The organism is Proteiniphilum sp. (assembly GCF_040307845.1).
Classification (GTDB): Bacteria; Bacteroidota; Bacteroidia; order Bacteroidales; family Dysgonomonadaceae; genus Proteiniphilum.
In genome coordinates, this window is sequence record NZ_JAWRIS010000018.1 from 21,472 (window position 1) to 46,844 (window position 25,373).

Sequence of the window (25,373 nt, forward strand, 5' to 3'; positions counted from 1 at the left end):
ATTATTATTTTTGTGGATTAAAATTGATAGACAAATGTGGTAACGGATCTGGGGTCGATCACAGTCTCTTCTCCTGAAGGAATCTCCTCTTTCAGGTTCTTTGTCTGAGATGTGGTATATTGTTTCACCGATGCATATTTTCCCAGCCCCGCAACATTCAGGTCAGTGGCGATAGACTTTGTGGTCATGTTCGTATATACCACTACCAGCTGTTTTTTGTCGGGTGAAACCCAGGCAGATCCGAAGAATGAGTTCGATGGATTCGCGATGTTCAGATCGACACGTTGATAGCCCGGCCTGATAAACAGGCTATAGTTTCCCAATACCCACAAATTTTTGGAGGACTCATGGCTGCCGCTATTGGAGATATCGCCGTAAATGCCGTCACCCGGAACCAGATCGATCAACAGGAAGCGGTTCTTATGATCCCAGCGTGCCATGTCCATAGCGGTCCAGAACGACCATGAACTGACATTGGCACTAGTCAGATCGTGATAGATAACTTTCGACATGTGGAGGGCTATGTCAAGCGGAGTAGCCGAACCGTGCCCGGGGTAATCTGCGTCGTTGAAGTGATCTCTCAGCATACTCCATTCGGTTTGAAACAGTTTCAACCCTTTGGCGGATGCCGCTGCTCCCAGTTGAGTCCTGACACTCTTCATCGTCTCCCAGTTCCCGTCTGTCCAGTAACTGTGCCCTCCTATAAGAGGATCCACATGCGCGAGATCGCCTATATAGTTGTCCGACGCCGGGGAGAAGAAGTCATCTATTTGGTTGCTGCGCGTGGCATCGTCTTTTGTTTTATAAAGATACTCCCAATCTCCTGATTCTGTGATAAGAATCCTGCTATTCAGATTTTTATCGCCAAGCGCCTTATCCAGTTCCGTTACCAGCCGTTTTATTTCCGCATTTTGCCATCCGCTGCCTTCCTGGCCCCCGTCCCAATTGTATTGGGGCTCGTTTACCGGACTGATATAGGAGAAAGTGATGTTTTTATTATTTTTGAAATATTCGGCCACATTAGCCATATAGACCGCGAAATCACAGTAGTGTTCTTCCTTTAGATTGCTGCGTGATCCTCGTGCCGAGAATCCTTTTCCATTATAGGTGTAATGAACCGGCGGCGAGTTGCTGAACATCACAAACGACTCGCACCCATACTCGCGTGCTTTTTCGAGGAAATACTGTTGTCCCCGTTGACGGCTCCAATCATATGTACCGTCAGCATTGAGAAAAGACTCTGCCCGACGGGATTTGTCGTCGATACCGCTCTTATCGCCCTGCTCCGCTGTGCCTGCTCCTAAGTTAAAACGCCACATAGACAAGCCTATTCCTTCCGGATTTCCGTTCTTAACATCCTGTGAAAACAACAATTGCGCTATCGATTCCTTTTGGTTTGCTTCCCAATCCCGCCCTATATAGTTGGCCGTCCAGCAATCGGAAGCGGCGAAGCCCTCTATCGTTTGAAATGTTTTTCCGATATCCACCGTAATCGATTTTTTTATATTCGTACCGGATTGTCCCGGATCGGGATCCGGCTTCGTGTTATCGCTGCAAGCAGAAATTACAAACGTTAAAAGTAAGCAGAAGTAATATGTAAACCTCACCATAACTGTCATTTTAATAAAAACTGCCGCGAATAATTTTTCCAACTACCCGCGGCAGAAATATAACTAACCTATTATTGTTTAATTCCAGCCCGGATTCTGGGTAATCGAACCATTGGACATGGTGATTTCATATAACGGAATAGGGAAGAGCAAATCCCGGTCTTCATTGAATGTGATTCCTTTGTTGCTCGGTTCGTACTGATTCTCCCATTCATAAGGATCAGCGGTTGCTTCATTCGTGTTCCATTTTACAAATGCCCCGTTCACTCCCATGATATTGGCAATTACTTTCTTGCCATTGTCGTCTGTCCAGCGACGAATATCATAAAGACGATGATTTTCACAGGCCAGCTCAAGGCGACGCTCCGCACGGATGGCGTTGCGGAGTTCATTCCCACTGACGGTGACATCTCCAAGGTTCACACGGTTGCGTACCTGATTCAGGGCTGTGCGTGCAGCTGCATCGTCTCCGCTCTCATTGCAAGCCTCGGCATACATCAAAAGGACATCTGCATAGCGCAGGACACGATGATTCAAAGGTACTTTTGGCTGATTATAATTTGCCGGTCGTTTAGTGAAAGGTATCCAGAATTTGCGATTGATACGCGCCGGTTTATGTTTGGCGGGATCAATACAATAAGTACCATCTCCATTCTGATTGCCTTGTGCCGCTATAAGTTCGTCGAAATGATCTTCACCAGCTATTTCCGTAGCGCCATGTTTGATAATTGTCCATCTCAAACGTTCAGTATCTCCGGCTTCTATAAAAGCATTTTCAAGATTGGCAGAAGGCAATCCCCATGCCCATCCGTCCTGGTCGCCACCGGAACGGTTACCTGTCACGATAGACAAACTTCCACCCAGTTCATATGTTTCATCATACATATTCTGCACCTCAAAAAGCGACTCGTCATTATTTTGGGCATCGATGCTCCATACATCACCAAAATCAGTCATCAACTTATACTCACCTTCATCGATGACCGTTTTGAGGACATCCCTGGCCTTTTCAAATTTACCCTGATAAAGATACGCTTTCCCCAACATTCCGAGAGCGGCGCCACGGGTTGCGCGCCCCATATCAGCCGCACTATATTGACTGCGTTGCGGAAGCACCTCGGCTGCATCCGCAAGATCCTGCTCGATCAAAGCATATACATCTTCCGTACTCGAGCGTGTAATCCCGCTCACTTCTTCCGGCAGTAGAAATCCTTCTATGATGGGTACATCACCAAAGTTCTTCACCAATTCAAAATAGAAATAGGCACGCAGGAATTTAGCTTCAGCGACGAAGCGTCCTTTTTTTACTTCGTCCCGTATCGGCGCTTCCGGGATACGTTCAATAGCGATATTGCTGCGCAGGATACCTTTATAACGGTACTGCCAGAAATTGGATATGGTACCATTACTTTGTCCTACACCCTGATAATGTGCCAGGGAGATATATCCGCTTTGGTCTTGCGTGGTGTTACCCATCCAGAGGTCATCACTACACATATCGGTCAATATCCAAAAGTTCTCAACCTGCCACCAACCATGATAGGTGATTGCGTTGTAACAGCCTGTCAGAAACGATTCCGCATCATCTTCACTTTGAAAATAAGTGTCGAGGTTCTCTTGTCCCCTTACATCTTCCGTCAGGAAGTCGGAACATGCTGAAAAGGATATAGCGGCAAGGAGTGCCAATATAATAAATATTTGTTTCATAGCAACTAAATTAGAATTTTAAATCAATACCGAATAAAAATGTACGTGGATTCGGATAAGCTATCCAGTCGATTCCGGTTTCAATCACACTCGCGCCCATCTGTGGACGTTCGGGGTCCATGCCTGAATAGCCGGTGATGGTGAAAGGATTTTGCGCTGAGAATGAGATGCGAATATCTGTACCGGAGATGATATTCTTTGGCAACGTATAACCTACCTGAAGCAGCTTGCAACGGAAATAAGATCCATCCTCCACATAGAAGCTGGAGACACGTGTGTAGTTCAAGTTATTGTCGTTAGCTGTCAGGCGAGGTATGTCGTAACTGGTTCCTTCTCCCTGCCACACCTTGTTGAGCGTGCCGGCATAGACGTTGCTGCCGTTGACTCCGGAATAGAGCCTCTTGGTGGTGTTGAAAATATCATTACCGAACGTGCCGTAAAAATTGGCGTTGAAATCGAAACGCTTATAGTTCAGACCTATGTTCAAGCCAGCCATCAAGTCGGGATAGGCATTGCCGATATAGGTCTTATCTTTTTCGTCCAGCACTCCATCGTGGTTTAAATCCTTGAAACGGATATCCCCCGGTTTTGCATTGGGTTGCAGGATAGTTCCATGTTCATCGGTGTGCGCATATACTTCGCTTACGTTCTGGAACAGCCCGTCTGCCACATAGCCATAGAAGCGGCCGATTTCCGCGCCGTCCTCATTCCTGAGGATCAGGTCGGAATTGAATCCGCCGAGACTGACAGGCCCGTCTCCTGAAAGTTTGATTGCTTTATTTTTCACAGAGGAAAGGTTCAGGCCGACATTATAACTAAGATCCTTGTTGATCCTGTCGTTCCAATCGAAGCTTAATTCCCAGCCGGTAGCTTTCATGCTACCGATATTCATGGTCACCTGACTATTCCAGTCGGGATAGCCTACGGCAAAAATATTCTGTTTTTTATAAAGCATGTCGTGTGACTTTTTCTGATAAATGTCAAACGTCACATTCAGGCGGGAATTTAAAAAGGACATGTCCAATCCTAAGTTATAGTCTTCTACCGTTTCCCATTTCAGGTTGCGGTTACCGACAGAGGAGATGGTGGCACCGGTCACACGGCCGGGATCCCTGCCGAATACCGCGTCGGAACTTGAGAGAAGGGTCAGGTAAGCGGAGTTGTCTATATTCTGATTACCCACACGTCCCCAACCGGCACGGATTTTCAGGTTGTTGAAAATATCCTGGTCCTGCATGAATTCTTCGCTGGTCAAACGCCAGGCAGTGGAAACGGATGGGAATACGGCGTATTTGTTCCCTTCAGGGAATTTGGATGAGCCATCTGCACGAAGCGAAGCGGTCAGGTAGTAACGACCATCGTAATTGTACATCACACGCCCGATATAAGAAAGTAAAGTACTGAAGATGGTGTTGCCGTCAGCTTGCTGTTTCAATCTGCCTGCATGCACTTCTTGCAAATTTTCAGAATTGTTGGGTGTGTCGTCGCGTGCCCCTTTCACCCAGAATTCGGCAAAGCGTTCCGCGGTAAAGCCGGCCATCAGGTTCAGATTATGTTTGTCGTTAAAAGTACGCATATAATTCACTGTATTCGTCCAGTTCCAATCGAGCCATTCATTCATCTGGCGGGAAACGTTGCTGTAAGTGGATTTTTCCAACTGGTCAATCTCGAATTTCGGGGTAAAGCTGTCCGAACGACGGATATGGGCATTGGCTCCAAACTGGGTACGCAACGTCAATCCTTCTATCGGAGTGATTTGCAAATAGGGATTGACAATGACCCCATATTCCCGGGAGTGAGCATTCTGTCGTGCAAGTGATGCCACGGGATTCCATTCCTGGTTATTGTAAGATCGCTGATAATTGTTATAGTGATTGTCTACCCATTCCTCCTCCGGTTTAAAAATAGGCGTCGTAGGATCCATTGCCATGGCAGCCGAAAATAAATTAGGGGTGTCATCCCACGATTCGATGCGTGGCGCAATATCAAAGCCCATCTTTACATATTGATTGAATGTATATTCCGTATTCAACCGGATATTGATCTTGTCCCAATATCCCACATCGTACTGTGATTTGTTATGAAAATAACCCAGGCTCAGGTTATAGACCAGCTTGTCGCTCCCTCCCGAAATACCTAACGCATAGTTTTGCACCAATGCCGTTTTATTGACAACCTCGTCCCACCAGTTGGTTCCTTCGGCATCGGTGATGTTGTCTTTACTGTTCCATACAGGCGTGCGTCCTTCGTTTGTGTAACGAGTCTTGAAAACCTGTTCATATTCCGAAGCTTTCGCCATATTGGGATTGGATATCGTCTGGAATCCAACCGAAGAGGAGACATTGAACAATGTCTTTCCGGCAGAGCCTTTTTTAGTCGTGATCAGGATGACACCGTTAGAACCACGTGTACCGTAGATAGCGGCAGCCGAAGCGTCTTTCAATACTTCCATCGACTCAATGTCGTTGGTGTTCAGAAAGTTGATATTGGTGCCCACCGGCATTCCGTCTACCACGTACAACGGGTCGCTGCCATTTACGGTAGTGACACCGCGGATCAATACTTTGGGCGTTGTACCTGGTCCTCCACCACTGGTAACTTGCACGCCATTCACCTTACCCTGAAGGGCGTCCATGGCATTACCGGTTGTCACTTTGGTGATTTCATCTCCTTTTATGGTGGAAATGGAGCTGGTCAGGTCACTTTTCCGCACGGCTCCGTATCCAATCACCACCAGTTCGTCCAGCATCTCTTCTGCTTCTGCCATTACCACATTGATGGTGGTTTGATTGGCTACGCGGATCTCCTGAGTTTGATAACCAATCGAAGAGAAGACAAGGATATTATCTTCAGTAATGTTGGCCAATGTATAATTTCCATCAAGATCAGTTACAGTCCCATGACCGGTACCTTTTACCTGTATTGTTGCACCGATCAGCGGTTCATTGTCTGTGGCTGAAGTGACTATACCCTTTATCGTGACTTGCGCATGGGCGCATAGGCTTATCAATGCCAAACACAATACTAATATCTGTTTTTTCATACGATTCAATATTATAGATTAATTTACTCGGACTAATTTTCCTCTTTCAAGGTGTGCGTCAAACCAGAACTTGTACGTCCCGGAGGTAATGACGGTAGGCTTACCCCAGATATCCTGCGGTTTGGGGTTGGCATCGGCACCTCCATAAATGAATATTTCAGGATCATCGGAATTGTCTACACGCCATAAGCAATAATCCCACCATCCCCAATCATGCTTATTATGTATGATAAAATTCAACTCCGAACCTGCTTCAAGCGTAATTTCATCAGAGTAGAACAGGTTTGGGTTCGTTGCATCTTGTGTGAATACCAATATACCACTGGGACTTCCGTTACATCCCGGCAGATTGCCCAGTATCCCAATCTGGAATGGAATGATATTTCCGGGTTGGGCAGGATCAAGTTCATAATTCGATCCGATAGCCTGTGGCAGACGATTCGCCGCCGACGTAACTGGATAGGTGCTGACAGCATAAGTGCTCTCTTTGGTATCGAAAGTAATTTCATAATAAACATTGGCCTGTTCCAGTACAATCGGCTTTGCTGCATCAGGATCGTCCGTCAATTTACTGTTATCTTCCGGATCGAGACCGAAACATATTGGTGAGAAATCGCCTTTCTGCGGCAGAAAAAATATTTTCGTACCGGCTGTCCTGTTATAGTAATTGGCCTTGTATTGGTAAGCGTCTGTATGTTCGATCAGCATGGGAACACCAAACACATCACTATTGAGTTCTTCCGTGGTGGCTACGTCTGCCAGGTACATTTTTTCGAAATTAGGTAATTCCGAGACAGTAATGACACTATTGACCGTCGTTTCTTTACCCGTTTTGTCCACTGCCGTAATGGTCACATTATACTCCTGTTCCAAGTTCGGTAAAATGATTTTTTCAGCGTAATCAAACGTTTTTTCTCCATTGACTTCAAACCGGAGCGGCGTAAAACCGTCAATTCCGGGAATCTCGATCGTCACATAATCCAAAGCGCGGTCGTCGGAAATAGAAAAACGCAGATTAAATTTAGTTTCCGTTTTCATCAGTACCGTAACGCTCTTGTCCGGAGAAAGGCTGAACACAGGTTTCTCAAAATCTCCGTCCATTGTTACCAGCAAATTTTCTGAAACACTACGTCCTCCCACGTCGGTAACCGTAATTTTAATCGTAAATTGATCCCCGGTTTCATCTCTCTGAATGTTGAATTTGTAATTCAAATCATAGGTCTCAAGCGGTTTGTCATAAATCTCAATCAGGTTAATAGTCTTGTCGAGATGAAGATCTCCACATTCGAGCCTGATCGTTGAAATTCCGTCCGTATCGCTGACTTTCCCTTCAATGGAGACTGTCCGCCCAACGGCCGATTGGATATGGTTTGTTGTTAATGTCAACACAGGGTTCTGACCATCAACCTCCGGATATCCATCATCATCACTACACCCTGTAAACCATAAGGCTAAAGAAAAAGTCCATAGCAGGAAGGTACTGAAAAAGTATTTCAACCCCCTTTTTGAATAAAAAAAATCTTTTTTTGCTTTCATTCTTTCATGCTTTTTTTAGATTATCATACAATCAATATAAATTATATATACAAAAATTTATTGCTTGCCTCACCATCATCTTTCCAGAAATTGTACCCTAATAATGGAACCCATAGCATTAGATCAATTAAACGCTACCCACAACTTCTTTCGATGATATGATCATCAGGCAAAATTATGACAAATTATAGTTGGAGGTAAGATAAAAATCGTGCAAAGAAGGACGTTAAATCGTGCAACGCCTGACTTTAACATCCCCGGAATAGAAATTAGTGTTATATTTGAATTATGAAGTTATTTTATAATATGGAAGCTATAAAGGGGCATACATTTTTGCTTCTGCTCCTCATGGCCGCGATGGAAGGACTACAAGCACATCCGTCTGTGATCACCTCTCTGGGGCGGGAGCAGGGATTATCTAATAATTATGTAGTAAGTATCACACAGGACAAAGATGGTTTTCTCTGGTTTGCCACAGAAGAGGGCTTGAATAAATTCGATGGGACCCGGTTTAAGAACTATTACAAACATACCGGAAATATCAGTGGTAATGAGCTCAATTATATTTATGCCGATCCGGTTGAACCTGTTATTTGGATAGCGACTCAACGGGCCGGATTAAATGCGTATAATTATGCGTATAATACTTTAGAGGTCTTCATGCATAATGATGGGTCACCTTCGAGTCTTATCACAAACGATATCACCTCGATCACACCTGCTGCCGATGGTAATCTTTGGGTCAGCACCTATTACCGTGGGATAGAATATTTTAATAAGCATACGAAAGACTTTTCCCACTACAATACGGAAACTTTGCCTGATCTGCTTTCTGATATGGTATGGACAATATTGGACGACCATAATGGTAGTCTTTACATTGGACATGTACAGCATGGAATGAGCGTTTTGTCGTTAAGTGACGGAAAAGTTGTTAATTTCCAGCATGATCCATCCGATAAGGAGACTATTCCCGGAAACGAAGTGAGATGTATATACAAGGATACCCACAATAACATCTGGGTCGGCACCGATAAGGGATTGGCACTATTTAACAATGATACGGGCAAATTCATATCCTTGGATAATTCCTCCCAGGGAATATTGACCTCCAGGATATTTGATATCCGGCAGATGAACGACAATAAGCTATGGGTAGCCACCGAACTCAATGGTGTTGCCATGATTGATATCAAACAGCACTTTTTCATGTCTTCGGGACAGCCTTCCATACAACACTATACGGCAGGGCATAATAAATATAGCCTTTCTGTGGCGACAGTCAGGTCGATATTCCAGGATTCATTCCAAAATATATGGTTAGCTACTTATGGGGGAGGTATCAACTTTATCGGCCATACGCAGCCATTGTTCGAATCTTATGGTTATTCCCCGCTCCCGGACGATGTGAATAGTCTCAATAATCGTATTGCATTGAGCTTATGTTTAGATGAGGAAGAGAAGTTGTGGATCGGCACCGATGGAAGTGGCGTTAATGTATTTGAAAATGGAGAACGCATCCGGATTTACAATAAAGAAAATGGAGCTCTTTCTCATAACACTATCCAGACAATGATGAAAGATAGCGGAGGAGATATCTGGTTGGGATCCTTTCTTACGGGAATAGACTTCTGCAATCGCCGGAGCAAACAAATTCAACCTGTTATAGTGAACGGTAGCCGCAATTGGGATGTCCGCTGTTTTTTTGAAGATGAAGACACCCGTATATGGGTTGGAACGCATGAAGGTGTTTGGGTTTTGGATAGGGAAACAAAGAGAATGCTACATCATTATGATGCAAAAAATAACCGTTTACCCGAAGACCAGGTGAGGGCGATCGGCCAGGATCATCTCGGACGGATGTGGATTGGCACCTTTGGGTTGGGACTTGCCGTTTATACCAAGGAGATGGAGTTCCTTGCCGATTTTAATGAATATAACGGTTTCTGTTCCAATACAATCAATCAGATTTTTAGGGATTCATATGGAGCACTATGGGTTGCCACGGGTGAAGGACTGGCACGTTTTGCGGCAGATGGCTCGTTCAACTATGAGGTTTTCCAGCGTGACAGTGGTTTGCATAACACCAATATCCGCGCTATCACAGAGGACGGCGCAGGAAATATCTGGTTCAGCAGTAACGATGGGATTTCTTGCTATGTAAGAGAGAAAAAACAATTCTATAATTATAACCTCCTCGATAAGTTGCCGATGGGTAGTTTCTCATCGGGTGCTGTGACGAAAGATGAGAATGGTACCATCTATTTTGGATACAATAAAGGTGTTTGCTATTTTAATCCTGCTTTTGTATTGGAAAAGCGCGACGTTCCTCCGGTAGTTATTACTGATATGAAAATCTACGAATCGGGGATAGCGCAAAAAAAGAATAAGGATATCGTATTGAATCACAAACAGAATACATTCAGTATTTCCTTCAATATCCAGGACTATTCATTGACGAATCATGTAGATTATGCTTATATGCTGGAGGGACTGGATGAAGTATGGCATACGGTGAATGATAATAATGTGATGTTCCGCAACGTCCCCCCGGGACACTATAAATTCCTTGTCAACACGCGAATTATAAACCAGGATTGGCTGGAGGGGAACATCTGCCCGCTCTCTATTCATATACAACCTCCTCTCTGGCTTACCTGGTGGGCTAAAACCCTTTATGTAGTGGCAGTTTTACTCATCATATTTTTCTTTCTGCAAGCTTATAAAAAAAGGTTGGATATACAGAGTTCTTATGAATTGGAAAAAAATAACCGCGAGCAGGAGCAGGAATTGAATAACGAACGATTGAGATTTTATACGAATATTGCCCATGAATTACGTACGCCGTTGACTCTTATATTGGGTCCCCTTGAAGATTTACAAAAAGACACCCAGTTAGAATCCAGACAACAGCAGAAGATATCCGTTGTCCGTCAGAGTGCACTACATCTGTTAAATCTTATCAACCAGATACTTGAATTCAGGAAGGCTGAAACCCAAAACAGAAAACTTTGTGTAAGCAAATCCAATCTCGCTGTTCTGGTAAAAGAGATTGGATTTAAATACAAAGAGTTGAATGTGAAGCAGAATATCCAGTTTGAGATAAATATTGAAGATGAAAGGATGTTGCTCTATTTCGATAAGGAGATTGTGAATATTATATTGGATAACCTTATCTCCAATGCAATGAAATATACCGACAAGGGATCAATAAAAATATCTTTATACACCACTATGCGGGATAATCTTTCCTATACCGAGATGAAAGTGGAAGACACCGGTTATGGTATATCCAAAGAAGATCAGATACGTATTTTCGACAGGTACTATCAGACAAAAAGCAACCGGCAAGTTCCGGGTACAGGTATTGGACTCGCGCTGGTGAAGAATCTGGCAGAACTGCATGAGGGAGAGATCAGGGTTGAAAGCCAAATAAATGATGGTAGCAGCTTCTATTTCTCTTTGCTAACGCATAATATATATCCCAATGCACTACATGATGATTCTGAAGAGGAGATAACCGAATTAGAAGAAAGTATACATGCGTCTGAACATGAGACAAATTCGAGTGGGAATCCTATTTTGCTGGTGGTTGAAGATAATCCGGATATCCGTGAATATATAGCCGATTCATTATCGGATTCATTCCATGTGATTACTGCGGCCGAAGGTGAAGAGGGATGCCATGCAGCCTTCACTCATATTCCCGATATCATTATAAGTGACATCATGATGCCCGGTATGGATGGAATCACTTTCTGTGAAAAGATAAAGGCGGATGTGAGAACCAGCCATATCCCGGTTATCCTGCTTACTGCAAAAGATTCATTGCAAGATAAGGAAGAGGGTTACAGGTCTGGAGCCGATTCCTATTTGACAAAACCATTCAGCGCGTCCCTTCTTCACAGCCGCATCAACAACCTGTTGGAGACCCGAAAAAGATTAGCCGAACAGTTCGTACTCGATTCCGGAAAAGATGAAAAAAGCGCTCAGTTCAAAGAATCGCTGAATAAGCTTGACAATGAATTTCTGGAGAGCCTGACACACCTGATCGAGGAAAATATACAATCGGAGAAGGTTGATATAAGCTATTTGTCCGGCAAACTTTTCATGAGTAATTCCACCCTTTATCGAAAAGTGAAAGCATTGACGGGTATCTCCACCAATGAGTTTGTGCGCAAAGTAAAGATGAATAATGCGGAGCAGCTTCTGTTAACAGGAAAGTACAATATCTCGGAAGTCGCCTTTAGGGTAGGCATGAGCAGCCCTGTCTATTTCAGGCAATGCTTCAAAGAAGAATTTGGTCTGTCTCCTTCGGAATACCTCAAAAAGATCAAAAAGGAATAAAAAACCTACTTATCCTTCTGATATACCCGTACGTAGTCTATCTCGTAATTGAGAGGGAATGCCGGATCGTCGGGGGTACCGCCATGTTGTCCTCCAATAGCCAGGTTCAATAACAGGTAATGAGGCTGCTTGAACGGATTCCGAAACTCTCCCAATGATCCGTTGACGGTTTCCGATAGGAGTGTTTCGTTCAGTAATTCATCATCAAGGTAGAGCCGGATGGCCTCTTCGTCCCAATCCATTCTCCAGATATGGAATTTGTCCGCCCAATGTGGGTCTCTGCCGGTAAAATGGGTAAATGGAATTGCCGAGGTATTCCACTCGGCATGCCATTTCTCTTCAGTACCCCATGCCACGTTGGCAAGAATATGTGGTATTCCGTCTATACGGTAATACTCCATGATGTCGATCTCCCCGTTGGATGGCCATTCCATTTCCGTTCCCAGCGTCCAGATAGCCGGCCAGGCTCCACTTGCGGTGGGAATCTTCGCACGTATTTCGAAACGTCCGTACTGAAACTCTTTTCTCCCTTCTGTTTTTATGGACGAGGAAGTATATTCGATATACTCCCTGTTCCGGCGCCAGTCATCACTGCCTCTTGCATACAACGGATTTTCCCTTTTCTCCCTGCGTGCTGATATAACCAATAGACCGTCCCGGCATACCGCGTTTCCGTCCTGATACCATTGCAGTTCATGATTGCGTGCGAAACCCTCTTCAAAGGACCACACCTCTTTATCGGGAGTGCCATTGTTGTCGAACTCGTCATTCCATACAAGGTTGTACCCTTCTAACTCTTTGGGGGCGGAAGCATCTGCACTGATCTCATCGAAGATGCCCATATCCCACTCCTCAAACCATTTAAGTACTGGCAACCCGTTCTCGAAAAGGATGGGAAGCCATATATAACGGCCATCAATAGGGTTTTGAGGCCTCCATCGGTCAGCCATGAATATAAAAGCATCCTTTTTTCCCTGCACGGGAAGAATAAACGTGCTTTGTGAATGGAATGTAAGCTCCGCGTCCTCTCCCTGGCAGGGGTTCGGGTGCAATGTCCATTCCCCCATGATATAGTCGGCCGTCAGCAGACGGGCGGCATTGGGATCCCACCCGGTACAACCCGAAGTGATCATGAAATAGCTTCCGTCTTTCTTAAAGATGGCCGGGGCTTCGTTATGCCCTCCCGGTTCTAAGCGAATATATCTTCCGGTATAATCCAGATAATCGTCTGTCAATTCCGCTATTTGCAACGTGAGGTTGTCCTCCGATGAATAGATATGATAGGCCTTGTCATCGTCATCCACAAACAGGGTCATGTCACGCGACATCTGTCCGCCTTCAAAATCACGCCGTGCGAACAACCCCTCTTGTATGGCGGCCATCCATTCGGGTGTCCACCATTTTTCAAAATCGGTCGATTTCTCCGGAGAATTGCGTTGTGCCTCCGTCATATTTTCCGGCCATTTACCGGCATTTACCCGGCCGTTCTTCACCAGCTTGTAAGGACCTGTTACCCGGTCGCTGATCGCCACTGCGGCGTGGGCGGCATCATAACCTTTATCTTTGAGTTCAAGGTGGAAATACATCACAAATTTCCCGGTTTTGGCGTTATAGATCACTTTAGGTCGTTCAATAGTACTCCCTTTTACGATCGGGCTCTCCGGATCTTCGCTCACCGGCAGGGCTATCCCTTCGTTTTCCCAGCTGTAGAGATCGGGCGAAGAGTAACAGGTCACACCTACCAATGCGGCATTAGACTGTTCGCCCTTATGCTCACCGAACCAATAATACCTGCCTTCGTGATAAAGGATTCCCCCGCCGTGGGCATTGATAATTTCCCCATCGGTATCGAACCATTTTTCTCCGGGCAGTATCGGTTTCCCTACGATTTCATTTTTCTGTTGCATAGATTTATTCTGCGGTCCGCAACTGTAAAACAGAATGCAGGACAGCACAAATAAATGGGCAAGACAATTTTTCATATGACAATATTTATTTTTTGCACTATGGTCGTATGGAACTCACATATTAGTTCTCATGCTTGTTTCATACGATCCATTTAAACATTTAACCAATTTGGAAGGGACTCATATTGGTTTCCCTACTGGTATTATAGATTGAATTAGTCTGATTCCGGGTCATAAATATCAATTTCGACATCATACAACATCAACTCCGCTAAATTAAAATAATTCACGTCTCCATAAGTTTTTGTCACCAAGAAACGGACATAGGCAAACGACGTATTGCTCCTGATAACAGGGGAATTATAGATTGCCTGAGAAGCAGACGGCAGACCCGATGTGAATTCGGCTATCTCGATCCAGTCAGCACCGTCGTTACTGATCAATACCTTCAGGTGTTCAGGGCCAACCTGTGATCCGTTTCTGTTCTGGTATGAGAATGAGAAATTGGTAAGGGGCTCATATAAGTCTATTTGGATGTACTGTGGAAGCGGTACCTGTGGGGAAGACCATCGTGTATGAAAAAACGTGTTTGGATTCCCATCATTAAGATTACTGATAGGTCCTTCACTGGGTTCCTGGTTATCCGTACTGAATTGACTGTTGTCTAATTTCAGTTTGGAAGAGGTGATCGTTTCGGTCGCCGGGGCAATACCGGATTTAGCCGTTATTGATATCATTTCACTTCCTTCGTTATTATTGTTGAAAGTCTGGAACGTGAATTGATAATCTCCGAATTTGGCTCTTGTATCCTCAATAATAAGTTCATCAGTATATACTGAGGCTACTTTAGCCTTTTCCGTTTGGGTCAAATGATCAAAATAGGTTATCCTCAAAAAATAGAAGTTTGAATCGGTCGGAATGTCCCAGTTTAGTTGAATCTGTCCCGGAAGTTCTTCCGATGTTATATTGGATATCGGTGAGGGCTTTCCTGCTATCTTCCTGTCGGATTCGACAAAAGAGTGATAATCTCCGCCACAACCTGTTATGGATGACAGGCATAGTATTGCACCCAGGCAATAACTTATAGTTGATTTTATCTTCATATTGATTTGAATTTTGAAATGTTTGTTTTATATATTCAGTATATATTACCAACCTTCATTTTGATACAGATTGGGATTAATCCGGCGTTCGCTGTCAGGAATTGGGAAGAAATACATTTTATCATCCCAGCTCCTCTGTTTGGTTACACGGTTGTAGTTATAGGTTCCGTTAGGATTTCTTGTGATCTGCATACGTGTAATAGATCTTAGCACTTCACCTTCTTTCCAACGCCTTACATCCCAAAAACGATGTCCCTCGAAGGCCAGTTCCACCATCCGTTCGTTTTTATATTTTTTCAGGAAAGCTTCATTGGTCATTCCTGTGGCAAAAGGAGGCATCTCAACGCCGGACCTGTTTCTTACCACATTTACCGCATCCACGGCAGAGAGTGTAAAAGTATCATCCGTGGCATCCGGGGAACCGAGATAATTCAATAACGCTTCGGCATAATTCAAATAGAATTCACCTAACCGGAAAACAATCCAGGAGTGCCTTTTCGAATTAGTGTTCCCGACACGGAGATCGACTGACGGATCTAAGTATTTACGTAGATAATATCCTGTTGTGGTGGCACCTGCGAGTGGAGATGCATTTCTGCCTCCCGTAAATGTCTCAATGGGATTTTCATTGTAAATGGGCCATTTCTCGTCTCCATTTTTCACAATGGTCATTGCAAAACGGGGATCCCGGCCGGTGTAGGGGTCACTGTTGCTATATCCACTTCCGGGCTCATTCCATAGCAATCCCGTCCCTTTCATCTCATAAGCGTCTACCATCGTTTGGGTAGGGCAATTTCCGGAAGCACCACCTTCCACACCTATCGGGTAGTTATAGGCTTCCAGATAATTCAGATCTCCGATCCGTCTCATGAAAATGGCTTCCCTGGCAACGTAGTTCTCCGTTCCCCATAAATCCGTATAAGCACCGAGTGAAATACCGTGTACCAAACAGCTGTCGATTACCGCCTTACTGGCTAATGCGGCATCTCTCCATACATTCTTGTCACTATTCGTGTTAAACAATGGACTAGCCTTGTAAAGTGAAGCTCTTGCTTTTAAAGCCACTACGGCAATACGCCCTACACGACCTGTTTCATTGTTGGCCGCGTCAGCCAGATTAGTATACCTGACAGGCAGATGATTCACAATGGCATCACACTCATCAATGATAAAATCAAATACCTGCTCCGCCGGAGCACGTTCAACGTTGTTCGCTTCTGCTGAAGTCAGAACAGCGGTTACCAGAGGAACATCCCCATACTGCCTCACCAGATTGAAATAAAAATAGGCACGCAAAAAACGGACTTCATATTGATAGCGCTGGAAGCGTACAAACTGCTCTTCATAATTCTGGTCGTACTTGTTGCCGTCGAATGTTTGTCCCGCGGACGCTTCCAGATAGAAATTCGCCGCACGTATCCCGGCATAGCTCTGACGCCAGATATCCGACTTGGGGTTAATGGGACTCCATGATCCGTTGTAAAAGTCGTGGATGGATGAATTCGACCAGGCATAGTCCGCTTCATCGGATGCGGATGCCAGCATGGCACCTCCATAATTTCCGAAATCATAATCCAACCTTCCATAGATATCCGTCACAAAATTGGCTGTCCTGGAAAAACTGGAAAACACTTCTTCCTTGCTGTTGGTTGTCGTTTCCGTGTAGTTCATGTTGTCCTCGCAGGAAAAGAATAAAAACAAGGCAATTGCAATTATATATATAAATTTCGATTTCATGTTGTTATCTTATTAATCTGTTATCATTAAAAACCTAAGGCAAGCCCAACATGGACTGATCTTGTCATTGGGAAAGCGATTCCAGTAGACTCGGGATCCGCCACATCTATTTTATCGAAAGTCAATAGATCTACTCCCCTCACATAAAGACGGGCATTGTTTATTTTCAATCCCGACAGCTGTTGTGCAGGAAATTTATAATAAATCTCGCAGTGGCGTAATTTCAGATAGGAAGCATCCGCCAGCCAAACCGTATTGTTCCGGTAATTGTTATCGTTGGCCAATGTTGTCAACCTCGGATATTTGGCCGTACCTGCTGTTTCGGGTGTCCATCTGTTTTCATAATAATGATTAGAAATGGTAGTGTTGTCTATCAGGGGCTTATACACGCTGGGGGTCATCAACATCTTGCTGTAATTGCCCACGCCCTGGAAACTGGCACTGATCCCTATTCCTTTCCATTCAGCCCCTAAGTCGAAAGAAAAATAAATTTCGGGGATGGAGCTGTTATAGCCGATGGGTACAACATCATAGTCATTGATCACGCCATCTCCATTCTGGTCTTTGTATTTGATGTCCCCGGGACGCACGGTAGAGAATTCCTGTGCGGGACTATTGAGAATATCATTCTCATCAATAAAGAAACCCACGGCTTCCAGACCGAACAATTGCCATACCGGCTTACCCGTACTTCTCAGGTATTCATACGGTTTTTCCTCTTCCAGCTGTTCTTTGATCTTACTTTTCGCCATCGTGAATTTTCCGCCCAGGTTATAAGAAAAATCGTTCACTTTCTTATGGATGGAAGCGCCCAACTCAAAGCCATGGCTGTTCACCACACCCTCATTGGCAAAGGAGGGATAATTACCCAATATGGCAGATACCGTGGAATATCCCGATACGAATATATTATCCCGTCTCTCGAAAAATATATCCCCGGTAAAGTGGACATCTTTAAAGAGGGATGCGTCTATCCCAAAATTATATTTTAGCGCCCTTTCGTTTTTTATATTCTCCGTAGGGAGATAATACTCCTGTGTCCCATTGTACCAGGCAGCATTGTTTCCTAACGGATAACCATTCCCTCCGCCGAAATTTTGGGACCAGTAATCGTTGGCAGGGATGAAGTCCGCATTGATCAATCCGACCGATGTCCTGAATTTCAAGAAATCAATAAACGCTATATTTTGTATAAATTCTTCTCGTGAAGCTACCCACGCCGCGGAAAGGGTAGGAGAAAAAGCATATTTGTGTTTGGGGGCCAGCCTGTTGGATCCGGAATAGACCAATGCCATATCCGCTATATATTTATTTTTGTAGATATAATTGACATATCCGGCGAAGTTTTGTCGGAAATTAGTGTTATAGCGGTCCTTTTGTGTCTTTTTCTCCGTTGAATATATGAAGGAGGCGAAAAGGTCATGTTCACCCAATGATTTTTTATAATCCACGTTCCCCACAAAATTGAAATGCCGGGTCTGGTAATCAAGGGAACTACTGTAATTCAATTTACCAATATTTCCTCCCTGAACACGGGACGTATCCATGGGTATCCCGGAAGAGAGGTCAACGGCATCACTCGCCCACTGGTAATCCTTAATAGAACCCTCCCAATAGGCGGCGAAATTGTCATATCCTACCCTGACAGAGGCGCTTAATCCCTCCACCAAAGCTGACAGATCCTGGGTAAGTTTTGCATCTGCATATAAAGCCCTGTTATGTCCTTTTGAAAAGCCTCTCGATTGTACCAACGCCACAGGATTCATGTTGGTGCCCCATATAGAATTTCCTCCCCAGAACCCGTCATAAGTCTGTATCGGATAAGCAGCGGATGGTACCGTGTATAATTTATTCATCAGGTTATCGGAACCTAATCCCGGCCGGTTGAATTCACTTAACATCCCTTGCAGGTTCACCTGCATTTTTGTCGTATTGGTCAGATCCATATCCAAATTGGTCCTGAGATTCAATTTCGAAAATTTCATCTGGGTGGAATAATCATCCACGGAATTGTTTTCATTGATGAATCCGGAATTGGTCTGCAAATTGGCTGAGGTGAAATAGCGCATGCGCGTCCCACCGCCTCTGAAACTGATGTTATACATGTTGGAGGCACCATGGTCACGGAAGACTTCATCCAACCAGTTCACATCAGCATAGAGATAGGGGTATGTGCCCTCCCTGAAGGCATTCAATTCATTTTGATTATACCGGGCAGGGAGTCCGTCGTTGGCCAGTGCTTCGTTTAATGCGCCGGCATACTTGTAGGCATTCGCAAATTCAGGCAGACGGGTCTGGGATGTAAAAGCGTGATCGTAACTCACCTTCACTTCCCTGCGATCGATCTTGCCTCTTTTTGTTTTTACGGAAAGAATGCCATTTACACCTCTGTATCCATACAAAGCGACAGCTGCAGCATCCCGCAGTACGGAGACCGATTCGACTTCTTCGAGTGTCAGCGTGTTGATGGGCCTTTCAAACCCGTCAACCAGCACCAGAATGTTATTGTCCGACAGGGTCTGCAGCCCGCGAATACTGAACCATGCAGGTGTACCCCAGACCACATCTGAATTCTGCAATGAGGTTAATCCCAATACATTGCCGAATAATGAATTGCCCAGATTCAAGGCCGACCGTTTATCGATATCTTCAATATCCGTGCGGGAAACGGCGGCAGTAGAAAGTGCGAGTTCCCGTTCAATGCCGAATCCTATATCCACCAGGCTTGTGCTGAGATCCATCGTGATGGTCAATTCCTGCGAGAGATCGGTTACTGTAACTTCTTTTCTGTATCCTTCCGAAGCTTCGATCAGCAATTGATCGCCTTCCATGGTCTTTATCTCGAAATTCCCATTGTAAGCAGTCGATGCAAGAGGCTGATTATTCATTGCATTATAGATTGCCACACCGGAAACAGGATTTCCCTTACTATCCACAACCCTGCCTTTGAGGGTTGAGGTATTTTGGCCTGCTGTCGCAAATGAAACTGCTATTGAAACCAAAAGCATTAATATCTTATTTTTCATACGATTAAAATTATTTATGAGCCGGTTTTACCATCCGGGATTTTGTGTTAATCCATAATCTTTATTCACCTCCAGGGTGGGAAATGCGGACAAATACCATTTAGAATTAAAATTAGTCCACCAGGCACGACTTGAATTTTCAAGTTGGAATTTCTCATACCTGAATTCGGTGGGACGGGGGCCCCTGTCGTTGGCAGGTTTATCAGACCAGGAATCGTTTACCACATTCCCATTTTCGTCCAAACGGTAAATTCTTAATCCATGCAGGACTTTTGAGAAATCCTGTGCCCTCTTATGCCTGATAAGATCGAAAAACCTGACATCCTCAAGTCCGAGTTCGCAGGCGCGCTCATTCAAGATGGCTTCAAGCAGGAGGGTTTGATTACTGTAATCGACACTTGGATTGGAGTCTCTCAAACCATTCAACCCTACTCTGGCACGCACTTTATCAACTTCATTGATCGCTTCGTCCGTTCTCCCTGCCATCATCAATGCTTCTGCATAAATCAGATGGATTTCAGCTATCCTCAGGTAAGGCCATAAGGTGGGCCGGTTCCGGGCAGAAGAAAAATCCAAAATGAACTTATATAATCCGAACCCAGTGGCGAACTGTCCCTGTTCGGTTCTTGGCCCTTGTTGTGCTTCGCGTCCACCAACCCAAAGCTCAACCTGTCGCCCCTGGTAGGAAGCGTTATTGACCAATACTGTTTCATACAGGCGAGGATCCCTGTCGGAGAAAATCACGTCCACATGATCCGGGTTATTCCAGTCGAAGGGGGTTCCATCGGACAGCGGAAACATATCCACGTATTCCAATGTAGGCGTGAATGCGCCGTTCATCACCGATTGGGGAAAGTAATAATCCCATTGATAGTCATCTCCATAGGTATATCGTACCCTCGTGGAAATTAATAATTCCGGATTGTCGCCACCGCTCCCTCTGGTATAATAAGCTTTTCTGAAAGCATCCCTGTAAGCTGATGGAGTGGCTTCTGTAGGTTGTACCAAACCATAACGTCCTTGCGTACTGACTTCCCTGAAAAAATCCTCACACGCTTTCAATGTTTGTTCCCATATTTCCGATTTATATGCACCATACCATACACTCAGATTGGTAACGGCGTCTTGAGGAGATTCCTTCGAATAGGGCTCCGTATCATTGAACAATGGACTGGCTGCGAACAATAATATTTTACATTTCAATCCCATTGCCGCAGCTTTCGTGAAACGGCCGTCCCAATTGGATATCTCACCCTCATCAAGCGCCCAGGGTAACACACCGGAAGCATCGTCCAGAAGGGAATTCATGAACTCCACCGTTTGTTCAACAGTTGCCCTGGGAGTTTGATAGTACGATTCGTCAAGGGAAAAATCATACGCTTTGTCAATGATCGGCAGTCCTCCGAAATGCCGGAACATATCGAAATAGCGGGAGGCTACAATCACTTTCGCCTCTGCTTTTAATCTTTCTTTTTCGGATTGTTGCATATCCGGTACCCGGTCTATATTTTCAATAAATAACCAGGCTTTCCTGATAGCCTCCCACGTATTTTCCTTGGAGAAACCAAACTTGGTATCGTCGCTGGTGTCTTCCCTGTTTGCGTTATAGGTTCCGTTATAATAGGATCTGTTGACTCCATCCCAACTCAAATGGCTGTGCCATGTATCGGACAAGGTTTCAAACATACCCATATTCATTTTGTTATCCACGCTATTCCAATACACCGGTAGGCCGTAGTATAATTTGCTGTAGGTATCCCACAAAAAATAACGTGCGTTTTCAGCCTTGGCAAAAACAGAGTCCAGCGTCACATCCACTCCGGGGGCTTTTTCTAAAAAGCTATCTCCGAATTTCAAATCATCCACACAGGATGAACAGAATATGGCCATTCCTATGGTCAAGGATATAAATAGTGATTTTATATTTCGTCTCATACGATTATTTTATTTTTAAGTTTAGAATCCCAGTTTCAATCCCACGGTGAATACCCTGGTTAATGGATAATTAGGCCTGTCGCTTGTCCTCGATTCGGGATCCGTGATCTTGAGGACGTCGAATGTGAGTAAATTATACCCGTTGGCATACACACGCAAAGAGTTTAGTCTCATTTTTTCCATGAAAGGCATATTAAAATTGTAACCCACCTCAAGACTCTTTAACCGAAGGTACTTGGCATCCACGAGATACAAGTCGGAATCAACGATATTATTCGCCTTACTGGTTATACTTGCCCGGGGAAGTTTCGCGGTAGATGCCGTTTCTTCTGTCCATCTGTCTTCATACTGGTATAGCAATAATCCTTTATTGTTTGTGTCGCCTAACGGCTCTCTCAATGTCTCCTGTAACATACGTGAAGTATTCCATGCGCCTGTCCATTGCATACTCAGGTCAAAACCGTTCCATTCAAATCCTATATTGGCTCCTACCACATATTCAGGCACATTGGTATATCCCATGGCGATCATATCATCATTATTGATCACGCCATCTCCATTGGTGTCCACATACACGGCATCTCCGTTCCGAAGCGTCACGGAATGATCGGCAATGTCACTGCCATATTGGGCTTTGTACCGCTCATTGGCAGTTTCATCATAAAATCCCCAGAACTTCCTTCCGAATGGCTGGTTGACCGGTTTTCCCGTTCTCCAGAGGTAATCTTCATTGGGCCTGACTTCCATCTGCTCTACAATTTTATTTCTGGCAAATGATAAGTTGGGACTGACCCAATACCTGAAATCTTTTCCTATCTTATCATCCCATCTGAGCGTAATCTCATAGCCGTGACTATCGACTACCCCATTATTTAATACCGGAAGCGTCATGCCTATATAACTGGGCAGTGATGATGGAACGACCAGGATATCTTTGCGGTGCTCTTTGAATATGTCGAATGTTGTCATTAAACGGTCATTCAACAGGTAGAGGTCTATCCCCAGATTTTGTTTATACGCTTTTTCCCAGGTTACGTCAGGGTTCGATTTTGCGCCTTCATAAGCACCCCCTTTTTTACCACTTACATTCGTGCCAAAATTATACCCCGCTCCATCAAGATAAAATGGATCTGCGATATACATGAACCGGCGGTCCTGCGTGTTATCGTTTCCTACCACTCCATAAGACGCCCTCAATTTAAGATAGGATATGTATTTCTTCATATCCTCCATGAACGGTTCTTCAGTGACAACCCAGCCAAGGGATCCGGCAGGAAAGAAGCCATATCGTTTTCCGGGCGCAAAATTCTCTGAACCATTATACCCCACGTTGAATTCAACCATATATTTGGAACGATAATCGTAAGTAAGGCGTCCTACCATTCCTACATACCCTTTGGGGAGGTCGGTAAATGTGTTCGGATAATAATATTTCGATTGGTTGTAGAGTAGCAGTGCGCCCAGGTTATGATCTGAATGAATCGTGGTATTATAGTTTAAGCTTGTTTCGAAATACCAATTACGTCCCTTCTCAAATGATTCGCTATAACCCAAAGTCCCGTCTTCGCCGTATTTACGATACCCCATTGTTCCGTCTTCATTTTTTATGGCTACATAATAAGCTTTCGACGAACTTCTTGATTTTGTCTGGGCATAATTGCTATTATAAGATCCCTTTAGATTGAAAGCGAGTCCTTTCGTGATAAAATCTAATTTTTGTTTTAATTGGACGTCCACGTTCAATGTGTTGCCTACCTTGTTATTATACCCTTTCCCAAAGTATGGGTTTAATCCGTCTGCTCCGGGATTTGGAATAACATCAGGATTGGTTTTGATCCACCTCCCATCTACAATACCGGCCCCGGAAAAGGGAGTAGCCCAATATAAATGGCGGAACAACTGATTTTGGTCTTCGGCGGAGATAGGTGTATTCTTATCTTCTACACGTCCCCCTATATTTAAGGATAGTTCTGTTGATTTTGACAAGTTAAAATCGAGGTTTGCCCTATAATTGTACCGTTTAAAATCAAAATTGAAATCATAACCGGTGTCGAATGTCTTGAATAATCCGCCTTGTGTGTACATCCCCGCGGAAACGAAATAGCGGAAAAAATTATTTCCTCCCGATATGTTTACATTGTGTTGCGATTGGTGGGCATAGTCTTTAAGGATATAATCCAACCAGTTCATATTGGGATACAATAAGGGATCTGACTGTGTCTGGAAGGCAGTGAGCATCTCGGGGGAGAATTTTACATTGTCCGGATTAACTCCATCCCTGATTTGCGCTTCATTATAGAAGCTGGCATATTGATAGCTGTCCGCAAACTCAAGCAATCGGGTAGGGACAGTGATTCCGGTAGAAGTGGTTACCGAAATATTGGCTTTCCCCTCTTTTCCCCTTTTCGTGGTTACCAGAATAACCCCGTTGGCACCTCGCACTCCAAATACGGCTGTGGCAGAAGCATCTTTGAGGATGGTTATGCTCTCTATTTCATTTGGGTCTATCTGCGTAAAATCTCTCTCTACTCCATCGACCTGCACCAAGGGGCTCGAACTGTTCAATGTAGTAATCCCCCGGACATAAATTTCCGCGGCATCGGCACCCGGTTCTCCTGAATATTGCACAGTACTTACACCCGTTAATTTTCCGGCTAACGCGTTACCGAGAGAGCCCGTAGGTGCCTTGATAAGATCATTCCCACTGACAGATGCAATAGCACCGGTCACTGTTACTTTCTTCTGTGCTCCATAGGCCACCACCACTACCTCATCGAGTGTATGGGTATCTTCTTTCAGGATGATCGTCAGTGACCGGCCGGTCACGGCTACTTCCTGAGTGATATAGCCGATATAACTAATTTGAAGAGTAGTGCCTTCCGATACATTCAAGGTGAAATTACCATCGATATCGGTAACTGTACCGTTGGTGGTGCCTTTCTCCAGTATACTCGCACCGATAACTGCTTCACCGTTCACGTCGGACACATTCCCGGTAACGCTGTTCTGTGCATACGTCATAAAGCAACATAGGTTCATGACGATACTTACAATAAATATTTTCAATTTGTGCATAATAAATAAAATGTTTAGTACATAGAGTATTAAATATATAAATTGAGAATTAAGATGTTAATTTTTACAAGTCTCCCCTCACAGATACCGCTAAAAAATGTTTTACAATGGATTAATTTTTATTGTTTTTTCCGGTAAAAACATTTTTATATTCTATCGCAAATAATCAGATTGCAAAATTATCAAGATTCATTAACAAGAATGGATGATAAATCAATCATTAAGAAGGGATAAAATAATCATTCCATCAATGACGGATTTACTTGTGTTGCTATTGTAATTATTTGTGAATGTGTAGTGTGTGAGTTTTTATCGAGCTTTGTTAAAGTGAGCCAAATAATCATCTT

General features: G+C 44.2%; 11 protein-coding genes. 1 reads left to right on the forward strand and 10 read right to left on the reverse strand.

Going from position 1 to position 25,373, the window contains the following annotated elements; all coding sequences use genetic code 11:
• Nucleotides 1-17: 17 nt before the first annotated feature.
• From ABV001_RS03925 to ABV001_RS03940, 4 genes are all read right to left on the reverse strand, one after another.
• Nucleotides 18-1,607 (reverse strand): glycoside hydrolase, encoded by a 1,590-nt coding sequence (locus tag ABV001_RS03925; RefSeq protein WP_502929844.1) that lies wholly within the window; start codon nt 1,605-1,607, stop codon nt 18-20.
• An 81-nt stretch (nt 1,608-1,688) separates the two neighbouring features.
• Nucleotides 1,689-3,317 carry a RagB/SusD family nutrient uptake outer membrane protein gene (locus tag ABV001_RS03930; protein ID WP_352421622.1) on the reverse strand — a complete coding sequence of 543 codons (1,629 nt, stop codon included), beginning with the start codon at nt 3,315-3,317 and terminating at the stop codon, nt 1,689-1,691.
• 10 nt (nt 3,318-3,327) lie between these two features.
• Complete coding sequence (locus ABV001_RS03935) at nt 3,328-6,360, reverse strand: SusC/RagA family TonB-linked outer membrane protein (protein WP_352421623.1); 3,033 nt, start codon at nt 6,358-6,360, stop codon at nt 3,328-3,330.
• A gap of 18 nt (nt 6,361-6,378) precedes the next feature.
• Entirely contained in the window at nt 6,379-7,896 is a 1,518-nt protein-coding gene (locus ABV001_RS03940) for a hypothetical protein (protein WP_352421624.1), read from the reverse strand.
• A gap of 315 nt (nt 7,897-8,211) precedes the next feature.
• On the opposite strand from ABV001_RS03940, the gene ABV001_RS03945 reads away from it, so the two are divergent.
• Complete coding sequence (locus ABV001_RS03945) at nt 8,212-12,243, forward strand: hybrid sensor histidine kinase/response regulator transcription factor (protein WP_502929845.1); 4,032 nt, start codon at nt 8,212-8,214, stop codon at nt 12,241-12,243.
• A gap of 5 nt (nt 12,244-12,248) precedes the next feature.
• Here the strand turns inward: ABV001_RS03945 and ABV001_RS03950 are convergent, their stop codons facing one another.
• The 6 genes from ABV001_RS03950 to ABV001_RS03975 form a co-directional block, all read right to left on the reverse strand.
• Nucleotides 12,249-14,225: a family 43 glycosylhydrolase gene (locus ABV001_RS03950; RefSeq protein WP_502929840.1), complete on the reverse strand. Its 1,977-nt coding sequence runs from the start codon at nt 14,223-14,225 to the stop codon at nt 12,249-12,251.
• A gap of 140 nt (nt 14,226-14,365) precedes the next feature.
• A complete protein-coding gene (locus tag ABV001_RS03955) occupies nt 14,366-15,253 on the reverse strand; it encodes a discoidin domain-containing protein (protein WP_352421627.1) in 888 nt (295 codons plus the stop codon).
• Nucleotides 15,254-15,298: 45 nt separating this feature from the next.
• Entirely contained in the window at nt 15,299-16,990 is a 1,692-nt protein-coding gene (locus ABV001_RS03960; RefSeq protein WP_352421628.1) for a RagB/SusD family nutrient uptake outer membrane protein, read from the reverse strand.
• 26 nt (nt 16,991-17,016) lie between these two features.
• Nucleotides 17,017-20,016 (reverse strand): SusC/RagA family TonB-linked outer membrane protein, encoded by a 3,000-nt coding sequence (locus ABV001_RS03965; protein ID WP_352421629.1) that lies wholly within the window; start codon nt 20,014-20,016, stop codon nt 17,017-17,019.
• A gap of 27 nt (nt 20,017-20,043) precedes the next feature.
• A complete protein-coding gene (locus tag ABV001_RS03970) occupies nt 20,044-21,951 on the reverse strand; it encodes a RagB/SusD family nutrient uptake outer membrane protein (RefSeq protein WP_352421630.1) in 1,908 nt (635 codons plus the stop codon).
• A gap of 21 nt (nt 21,952-21,972) precedes the next feature.
• A complete protein-coding gene (locus ABV001_RS03975; protein WP_352421631.1) occupies nt 21,973-25,026 on the reverse strand; it encodes a SusC/RagA family TonB-linked outer membrane protein in 3,054 nt (1,017 codons plus the stop codon).
• Nucleotides 25,027-25,373 lie beyond the last annotated feature (347 nt).